4 protein-coding genes are annotated in these 9,786 nt (G+C 56.2%); all 4 read right to left on the minus strand.

Going from position 1 to position 9,786, the window contains the following annotated elements; translation table 11 throughout:
* Positions 1 to 205 precede the first annotated feature (205 nt).
* The 4 genes from QNK41_RS17370 to QNK41_RS17385 all read right to left on the minus strand — a co-directional run bounded on the left by QNK41_RS17370 (position 206) and on the right by QNK41_RS17385 (position 9,341).
* Positions 206 to 2,818 carry a 1-acyl-sn-glycerol-3-phosphate acyltransferase gene (locus QNK41_RS17370; protein WP_319259291.1) on the minus strand — a complete coding sequence of 871 codons (2,613 nt, stop codon included), beginning with the start codon at positions 2,816 to 2,818 and terminating at the stop codon, positions 206 to 208.
* Between the two features lie 49 nt (positions 2,819 to 2,867).
* Positions 2,868 to 5,759, minus strand: coding sequence for a sialate O-acetylesterase (locus QNK41_RS17375; protein ID WP_319259293.1), 2,892 nt, complete (start codon positions 5,757 to 5,759; stop codon positions 2,868 to 2,870).
* A 5-nt stretch (positions 5,760 to 5,764) separates the two neighbouring features.
* The gene (locus QNK41_RS17380; protein ID WP_319259296.1) at positions 5,765 to 7,192 is read right to left on the minus strand and encodes an MBOAT family protein; all 1,428 of its coding nucleotides are present in this window, start codon (positions 7,190 to 7,192) and stop codon (positions 5,765 to 5,767) included.
* A gap of 73 nt (positions 7,193 to 7,265) precedes the next feature.
* A complete protein-coding gene (locus QNK41_RS17385; RefSeq protein ID WP_319259298.1) occupies positions 7,266 to 9,341 on the minus strand; it encodes a PAS domain S-box protein in 2,076 nt (691 codons plus the stop codon).
* Between the last annotated feature and the right edge of the window lie 445 nt (positions 9,342 to 9,786).

The raw sequence follows: 9,786 nt of genomic DNA on the forward strand, positions 1-9,786 counted from the left end.
CCTGCCGGGAAGCTATGCAAAACAACCCGGATCCCAAGGCCATCAAGGATCTGAAACGCAAGACCCGCTCCAAAATTTACGATTCATTGGAAGTGGTGCGAAAAAAACCGATGCGCGCCCGGAAAAGACAGCCCGGCCGCCGGAAATAGAGGCGAATCATCTTTAGCTTGTCGCTGGTGGAGGCGGCGGGAGTCGAACCCGCGTCCTATCTTAAAATTAGGTTCTGGTAGTGCACCAAGGTGTCGTTCCAGCGCCGACAATTTTCCTCGTCTTCGGAACCCCTTACTCCGTTTTTGGTAAAGAAACCAATGGCATTGTCATAATTCGCCTTGGAGATGGACTCCTTGAGCCGGATCTCACCCTGACGATACATGCGGTTGCCGATGGCCAGCATTTTTTTCAGCATCTTGGCCTTGTGGTGATGGTTGCGGCGATTCTTGGCGAAATAGACCAGCGCCGTGCGATAGGATTCCAGGAACGGTTGGATATAGCCGGCAAAGAAAACCAACTTGCGAAATCCCTCCGACGAGAGGTTGTAGGTATCCGGCATGGCCGGGTGGGGAACCAGAATCGAATTATCGATGAACGTCTTAACGGTTTTACGGGCAATGTAGGCCGGAGGATGGTTCGGGTCTGCATTGAACTCCTCGCAGAACAGATCCTGAAGGCGACGATAGGTGTCGTGCAGATCTGCCGCCGAAAACTGGAAGGCGTCTTTTTCCAATATGGCCAGGGCCGTGAAGGCCGGGGGAACAAAATGGCAGATGCTGATATTCTTGTAGTAGTCCAGTGCGTTGCGCCGGTTTTCAACGATGCGCCACGCATTGTGGCGGGCCTGATCTTTGGCCTTGGCATCGACCCACTGGATGAATTTGCGCCCTCGATAATGATAGAGGGCGTTCTCTACGGCGGACTGATGCCCGTCGGCAAGGGTATCCGCCACGCAGGACCCCTGGGCCCAGAACTGGTTCATGGATGCCTCGATGCGAAAGCCCAACTCCTTGCGGGAGATGATCTCCCTGCCGCCTGAAAGCAAGGCTCCGGCGACCAGGGACTGAGGGGTGACCATAGTCTGTCGGTCGATGGCGTTCATCATCCGGGCACCGATGTCTCGGCACAGGGTGTTCTGTTGTTTGGCGGAAAGTGCCGCTCCGGTCAACCCCTGCTCAGCCAGCACGTCGTTCAGGGCCAAGGGTTTACCGAAATTCAAGTGAACTCTGCCATAACGGTTTTTGAGGATTCGCTTGGCTCTGAGGATCTGACGGAAATTCTCAGCCGTTTTCTTCCCGCCGCTGATTTCGTGCAGATAGGATCCTTCGTCCGGGATGCGATCGTAGGCGATGAAGACGGGGACAAAAACCAGATCCTTGCAGGCGCCCTCGAAAAAGGCGTGCAGCAGGATGGAGAGCATGCCCAGTTGGGGCTGAAGCAGTTTGCCGCTGCGGCTTCGGGTGCCTTCGATATAAACGGCGACGTTAAACCCTTCTTTAAGCACCTGAAAAATATAGGCCACAAAAACCTTGGCATAGAAGACGGCACCTTTAAAGCTGCGCCGCACAAAAAAGGCCCCCACCCGACGGAATAGCGGGCCCATGGGCCAGAAGGCCAGATTTTTGCCGGCAAAAATATGTGGGCAGGGCATGTGGTTGTCGTACAGGGTAAAGGATAGCAGGAGGGAGTCCATGTGGCTTTTGTGGGCGGGCATGAAGATGATCGGCCCTTTGCGGGAATTGCGTTTGATGGTCGACAGCGCTTCCGGGCTGAAGGTTACCGACTCGAAGAGCGTGTTCAGGAAACGTCCCAAAACCCGGTGGACGATATTGATAAAGGAAGGGCTGTAATTGGCGGCGATCTCGTCCACGTAACCCATGGCCTCACGGTGGGTCTGGAAAATAGTCATCTCCCGGCGTGTGGCATAGGTGCCCATGAATTGGCGCAATTCCTCACCGGTCAGGATCTCCTGCTTGATCTCCTCCGGTGTCTTGATGATGGGGCCGGTGATGCTTTTCCGATGGGCATTGATCTGACTCAGCAGATCCCGCCGTAACTTCAGCGCCAGATAATCGGTGCTGCGCCCCCGGTTCTCTGTCAATTCCAGAAAGCGTTTCAAGTTGATCGGATCGGACACTTCGATAAAGATGTTGCCGGGTTTTCTGAACAACGTGGCCAGGCGGCGCAGTTTCCCCGGTTTTTGCGGAGGGCCGAAAAAAATGTCAGCCATCGTAGGCATCGTGGTGGCCGGGTGCTTGCTGAAAAACAACAACTGAGGAAGGACACAGATGGGCCGCTCCAGGGTCTGCTGAATGTCGATCAGATGGCGGATGGGATCGGTCTTGGATTTGATGAACCGACGATAAAAATCGCGTTTTTCCACCAGTGGCAAAAAGGCGGTGGTCCCCTTGTCGATTTCGTCGCGGATGAAGCCTGCCCGGTAAGGGTCCCTAAACGAAAAATGGCGCAGGAAGAACCTCACCTGGGCGGTGGCGATGCGAAACAGCCGGCCCACCGGCTGCAAGAAACGGATACTGCAGTCGAAACCCAACTGGGGATAGGGTAGTTTGGCCTGCATGTAGCGGGTATAGTAGCATAGAAATTCGAAATAGCTTTTGGTTTTGGAGACGTAAACGATGACGGCGTTATCGGGAAGGTCCTCCAGGGTCGCCTTGAGATCGGGATTCAGGCGGATGCCTGAGAAGAGGCGGCGCAGAATGAACATGGAGAAGATGCCGGTCTGCCTGGGTAGCCAGCAGGTGAAAAGGTTCTCCGTATTTTCCGAACGCTTTTGAATCCAACCCGCGAATCGTGATGGCTTATTCATGGCGCGTTTATATCAGAATTACAGAAAAAGGCCACCGTCTATATACCGGTTATTTGAAAAACGGCTCCAACGGAAGACGCAAGTCTGTGTTGTCCCGGACCGGGTTGGACGTGTCGGGATGGGCACCGTACAGGTAGCGCACGTTGAAATCCATGGGGGCCGGGTCTTCCAGCACGATGCGGATGGTATGGCCGTCCTTGCGTGAAACCGAGCTGATGGGCAGCGGCTGCCGATCGGCGAGAACCTCGAACCCGGTGATCTCCGTCCATGGGGTGAAGTCGGATCCGCCCTGGTGCCCGATGGCAATATCGATAACCCTGTCGGACGATCGGGTGACTGCCGTAATGGCTGGACCACGATGGTAGGGGGCCTTGCCCAGCAGGTAAAAGATGGTTTGAGACGTCCGCATGCCAAGGGAGGAGTAAGACGATGGCGCCAGGTGCTGGCGGCCGCGGTTCTCCAGATCGATGCTCAGGGCGGCCAGATGATGCTCGTCAATGGTTTTCAACGCATCCATCTGGGCGTCGCGTATCCACTGGCAGGAGATGTCCCTGCCACTGGGTCGCTTGACCAAAGGTATGATCAAAAAGGGAAGTTGGGGCCGGGACGACCCATTGTTGATGTCCGACCGAATCTGATCGTTGACGAAGCGTTCCAGAGCAGCGCGGTATTCCTCGCCCGATACCGTCCCCCGCGCCGCATCCGCCTCTCCCTGCATCCACAGCACGAACTCCACCGATCCGCCGACGGTGTTGACCCCGTCGATGAATTGCCGATAGATGCCGTCAGGTCCGGTGTCCAGCCAGAAGCCCTTGCCCCATTCCGCCCTGGCCGTCAGGCCGGTGCCATTGACCGAGTAGTCCAGCAGGCCAACCGGTATCTTCAGCGTTGAAACCAACCGGTTGCCCAAAGCCAGCGCCCCGTTGCCCTCAACACCGGGCGTGATCCATCCGCCATTGCGGTGAATCATGAGAAGGGGTGAAGGCTGGTGGTCTTTGCCCGTGAAGAACCATTCGCGCATGTTGGACTGGCCGATGCAGGCAACCAGCATACCCACTCCCCACCGGTTGCCGCCCTTGTTGACCATCCACGGGGTGATTGCGCTGCGCACATGTAACCGGTACCACCCCCCCTGGGGAACCTGGCGCAATATACCCGTGTAAAGCCCGTTTTCAGGTGAGCCGTCCACCACGGTCCAGGGTACTACCACCGCGTCGGTCCCGGCGTCCACCACCCGGGCTTCAACCGGTCCCTGCATGCCTGTGTAGGTGCCGGTGACCACGATATCCGCATCCTGGCCCTGACGTTGAAAGATACGGCCCTGTTCGATATCGGTCAGGGTTAGTTCGGGCAGGTTCAGTCCGGGCAGGCTCAGTCCGGGCAGCGCATTGCTGAGATGCGCGGCTGACTGCATGGCCGGATCGACGGCCGAATCTCCGGCCGGCGGTTCGATCGGTTGAATGGCCATCCCGCTGTAGATATCGCCGGCGGCGGCGGATGTCTCCGGAACCACTGGCATCGGATGCTTGCCGTAAAAACTCAACAATTGCGCGTTTTTCAGGATGAACACCCCCGGGTGCTCGCTGGGGTTGATCTGTATCTCCACCGTTTCATCGAAGGGCAGGGGAACGATCATGTTCAGGGTTTCCCGGCTCAGGCTTCGCTGGATCAAGCCGGTGTCGCCAGGCCAGGTCTTGACGGTGATCCGACCCTGGTGCGCCGGGGAGAAGGTCAGGTTCACCATCCTGAAGACGGTGTTCGTCGATCCTGAAATCGGGGGCAGGGAGAAAAAGGCCTCCTCGCCCGGGGAACGGATTTGCAGACCGGCAGGGGTGATGTCCAGCGCACACGGGGTCACCGGTTTTGCACCGTCAAGGGCGATGTTTCGTTTAACCACGCCCTGCATCTGTTGGCCGGCTGCCAGAGTATATAAGGCTTCCAGATTCAGGTGAAGCCGATCGAGCCCATCCTCCGCGCTTTCCACTATCACCCAATCACTATCTCTGGCCATGACATTCCGTCCGAACGTGGGTTCCTGGGTTGAATCGATGACCGCCATGCTTTTAAACGCATGGGTGATAAACGGCAGGAGGCGTTCCATATAATCGTCGCCATAGACCACTCCCACTGGACCATTGACGGCGTGGGGCCCTGCGGCATGGCCGGCCAACGGTGTTTTTTCCTGCGGCTTCTTGCCCAGAACAAGACGGTAGAGGTCATCGTCCGGCGGTGGGCAGGCAACTGCCGAACGATTGCGGGGTGCCGGGTTTGCCAGTCCCTGAAACTTCAGGATCGGTTGGGCGGCGGCGGCGGCTCCGCTGCAGGTCCACAGGCGTGACCGTTTGTGATAGACATCCACGCCACTGAGTTTGGCTTTTTTCAACACCGGGTCCAGTTCGATAAAGCCGCTCAAGGGGTGACGGCGGTTGGCATCGATCAGCGCCTTGTATAATGGACTTTTCGCCCCTGTATGGCCGGCACCCGCATACTCCGGATAAATGGCCGCCTTACCGGGAACCACCGTGGTCAGAAACCGGCGCCCCGTGGCGTTGATTATTTTCTCCACCGCGTGTAGCTCCAGAAACAGCCGGTGGCCTTTCTGCCGGGGGGCCGTTGGCACCGGGTGATCCTCACTGGCTCCCTTAGGGTAAAGCCAGCCGTGGATGCCGAGCTGTACCGCCGTGGCCGAGGTGGCAGAAAAAAATTTATAATTCAGCCAGCTGTGGAAAATTTTCAGGGGTTTTCCGGCGGGCAGGGATTCTTCAAACCAGCCTTCGACAGCCTGGTAGAAGCCTCGGTCCAGCCACAGCGCTGCATGCGGCCGGGGAAATCCCTGCCGGACGGTGTTGTCCCCATTGCTGCGCATTTGGCCGACCCCCCACAAGACGACCGGTGCGGCCAGCAGAAGCACGAAAAATAAAGAGAAAAACTTTTTCACCATTTCGATTAAAACCGGTAGTAGATGAAAGGGTTCTGGGAGCCGGAAGACAAAATGGCCAAGCACCAGGGCAATAGCGCCATGAATAGAACGATTCCCACCATGGTCGCCAGTAATCGTCGTTGCGCCAATAAGGGTTCGGCATCCATGGCCCCGGATGGCAGGATCAGCGTCGTGGCCGAACAGAGCATGAGCACCGTGTTCTTAAGGTCCATCAGATTCACCAGGGATGCCGGTATTTCCAGGCTGGTGAGACTGAACATGGCCGTGAAAAAATGGTGGGCCTGGCCCAGATTGTCACAGCGGAAGATGACCCAGCCGCACATCACCACCACCAGTGTCAACAGGCGACGAAGCCCGCGCAGGCGGTTTTCGGAAACCCGACGCAGGCCGGTGATCCGCTCAATCACCAAAAAGAGGCCGTGGTAGGCGCCCCAGGCCACAAAGGTCCATTTGGCGCCATGCCAGAACCCGCACAGGAGAAACACGAGAGTCAGGTTCAGGTAGGTGCGCGGTGCCCCTTTTCGGCTGCCGCCCAGCGGAATGTACAGATAATCCCGGAACCAGCGACTCAAGGAAATATGCCACCGCCGCCAGAAATCGGTCAGGCTCACGGCGCTGTATGGACGGTTGAAATTTTCCAGAAAGCGGAAACCAAAGAGCATGCCCAGGCCGATGGCCATGTCCGAGTAGGCGGAAAAGTCCAGATAGATCTGAAGCGTGTAGGCAAGGGCCCCCAGCCATGCAGTTTGGGTGTCCAGCACAGCGGGCGGGAGACCGAATATGACGTCGGCAAACCGGCCGCAGGTGTCGGCCAGGATTACTTTTTTGCACAGGCCCCAGCAAAACCGCACCGCGCCTGCATGAAAGTTGTCCCACGATTCCACCCGTTGGTTGATCTGGTCGTGGATGTCCCGGAACCGCACAATGGGACCGGCCACCAGCTGGGGAAACAGGGCCACATACATAAAAAAGTCGATTATATTGGCCATGGACCGGCACCGCCCACGGTAGACATCGATGGTGTAGCTGAGCTTCTGGAAGGTGAAAAACGAGATGCCTATCGGCAGGGCCACCGTTTCCCATCCGGTCGGGTCGATTCCCATCCGGACGAGGTAGTCGGCGGCCTGGTCCACCATGAAGTTGGCGTACTTGAACCAGGCCAGCAGCCCCAGGTTGACCCCGACGGACAGGGTCAGCCACAACCGCTTTTGCGCTTCAAACCGATCCATAAAGCGGCCCATCGCATAGTCAAACAAGGTGGACCCGGCCAGAAACAGAATGAAATCCGGGGCGCCGAAAAGATAGAAAAGATAGGAGGCGACGAGCAGGGTCAGGTTGCGCAGACGGTTTTTAAACAGCACATACTGGCCGTAGTAGCCAAGGATCACCACCGGCAGGAAGGCGAAGATAAAGAATACGCTCGAAAAGATCATGCGATGGCATCTGTTTTTTAAGGAAATGAAAGCGGGTCTGGCTCAAACAGGTGAGACGGTGTCATCGGACCAATCAGACGGCGGGCTGGTGGTGGCCATTGTCGATTACTTCCCGGATGGCATGGGAGAGCTTTTCCATGCCAAAGGGTTTCTGGATGAACCCGTTGCATCCCCGAGCGATGATGGCGGCGGCGTCACCCATGCTGTAGCCGCTGGCCAGCAGCACCTTGATTTCCGGTCTGATGCTGCGCAGCCGATCAAAGACCTCACCGCCGCCGATGTCCGGCATGATTAAATCCAGAATCACCAGGTCAATCTGCTGGGGCATGTCGGTGAACACACGGACCGCATCTTCGCCGCAGCAGGCTTTGAGCACGGTGTATCCCATTTTTTCGAGCATCTTCACCCCCACATCGAGGATATAGGGTTCATCGTCGACCAATAAAATGGTTTCCGGACCGTTTAAGATGCACTCCGGTTCGGGTGCCGTTTCTTTGCTGGTTTTCTGGGAGATGGGTAGGTAGACACTGAAGGTGGTGCCGCGGCCGGCATGGCTTTCAAAATCCACAATGCCGTCGTGGTTCTTCACGATGCCAAACACCGAGGCGAGCCCAAGGCCCGATCCACAGCCCAACTCCTTGGTGGTGAAAAAAGGGTCGAAAATTCGATGGGAGATGGTCGGGTCGATACCTTTTCCCGTATCTGTGACCGATACCCGCACATAGTCGCCGTAGCTGATTTCAAAGGGTTTGACGAATTTTTCGTCAATGGTGACGTTCTGGGTTTCCAGGTAAAGATCGCCTTTTTCCGACATGGCCTGCCAGGCGTTGAGGTAAAGGTTGATCAAGACTTGTTCGATCTGCCCCCGATCGGCGGAGACCGGGCGAACGTTTGGTTCATAGGTCTCATGGATCCGGATGGATTTGCGGGTTCGGCCGAACAGGACGGCTGTTTCTGAGACCACATCGTTCAGGTTCGTGGGCTTGACCACATATTTACCGCCTCGGGCGAAACCCAGCAGCTGCCGGGTCAGGTTGGCGCCGCTGTCCACCAACTGCTCAATGCTGCGGATATTCTCGTACAGCTGATGGCAGTGGTCGACATTCAGATCCATCAGGGAGATGTTTCCCTGTATTCCCATGAGCAGGTTGTTGAAGTCGTGGGCAATGCCGCCGGCCAGCGTGCCGATGGCCTCCATTTTCTGTGCCTGCTGGAGTTGGCTCTCCACATTTTTTTTCTCGGTAATATCGATTATGATGCTCTGGTATTCCATGGCGGTGCCCTGCTCATTGAACAGGGCGCGGTCGGTCCACTGCCGCCACAAGATATCACCGATTTCGGTCCGGGTGCACTGTTCGTAAATGACCATGGGTTTTTCCGGACGAAGGCGTTGCAGTCGTTTTTTCATGCGCTGCCGCCCCGCGTCGGGAAAAAAAGCGAAAACGTTCGTTTCCTCAAGCGTTTCGTCGGAAAGCTGAAAGTGATTTTTAAACCGGACGTTGGCAAAGGTAAGATCGCCGTTGGGCAGATACCGACAAACCATGGCCGGCATGTCCCGGGAAACGGAGCGGTATCGATCCTCACTTTCCCTCAGGGCTTTTTCCACCCGCTTGCGTTCTTCGATTTCATTGCGAAGTTGATTGTTGGCCTGCTCCAGCGCCTCGGTACGCTGTTGCACCCGCCTTTCGAGACGGTCGTTGGCCTTTTTCATCCCGGCTTCCGCATGTTTGCGGGCGGTGATGTCGTGGGTGACCACGACGGCATGGGTCACCTGGCCGCTATCGTCCCGATAAGGATTGTAGGTGACCTGATAGCAGCGCAATTCCTTGCCGTCGAACTTGAACCAGTCTTCAGAGGTGGTTACATTTCCGGCAAAACAGTGGTCTAACTTGGATTTGATAATCGAGTCGAACTGATCCTGTCCCCATACGGTGGCAACACTTTTGCCGACAACATCTCCGTGCCGCTGCCCCCGGGCACGGCAGTAAGCCTGATTGACGCTCTCGTAATTATAATTCCGGTCGATCATGGTGAGCAGTTGATCGGCCGCATTGGCGATGAACTGGGTTTTACGCCAGACCTCTTTTTCCTTCTCCAGAAGCCTGAGCTTTTCCTGAAGGACGCTGATTTCGGCTGTCGATTCGTCCATATTGTGGCTGTGGCTCTTTTGCGAACGATGTTGCCTGAAATCGCTATATCGTTCGATTACCAGGCAGACGCCGGTTTTTATAGGTTTCCTGCAGTCTTTTTTGCTTATAAATAGACCGGATGCCACTGCTTCGTCAATACGTGGTTACGATTGGGTTTTCGGTAGCCGGTTTCATGGAGACTTTTTTGTTGACATCCGCTGCAACAACACTATATTAGCCCTCCAGCAATCTGATCGGTAGTTGAAGGTCCCACATCTGGTGTGGTCATTGCCAAATGAGGGATCTTTTTTTTATTATACCTTTAACACAAATAACACAAAGACCGAGCGCATCAACCGGTCAGGCACTGCGCTCACCAATCGAGGACATCATGGCAACACGCATCGAGAGAATCAGAAACATCGGCATCAGCGCTCATATCGATTCAGGCAAAACCACGCTCAC

Source organism: Desulfosarcina sp. (assembly GCF_033791525.1).
Lineage (GTDB): Bacteria > Desulfobacterota > Desulfobacteria > Desulfobacterales > Desulfosarcinaceae > Desulfosarcina.

What these genes read in the sequence shown, in the direction of transcription:
- QNK41_RS17370 (WP_319259291.1), bottom strand. Translation starts at nt 2,818, where the DNA reads ATGAATAAGCCATCACGATTCGCGGGTTGGATTCAAAAGCGTTCGGAA.
- QNK41_RS17375 (WP_319259293.1), bottom strand. Translation starts at nt 5,759, where the DNA reads ATGGTGAAAAAGTTTTTCTCTTTATTTTTCGTGCTTCTGCTGGCCGCA.
- QNK41_RS17380 (WP_319259296.1), bottom strand. Translation starts at nt 7,192, where the DNA reads ATGATCTTTTCGAGCGTATTCTTTATCTTCGCCTTCCTGCCGGTGGTG.
- QNK41_RS17385 (WP_319259298.1), bottom strand. Translation starts at nt 9,341, where the DNA reads ATGGACGAATCGACAGCCGAAATCAGCGTCCTTCAGGAAAAGCTCAGG.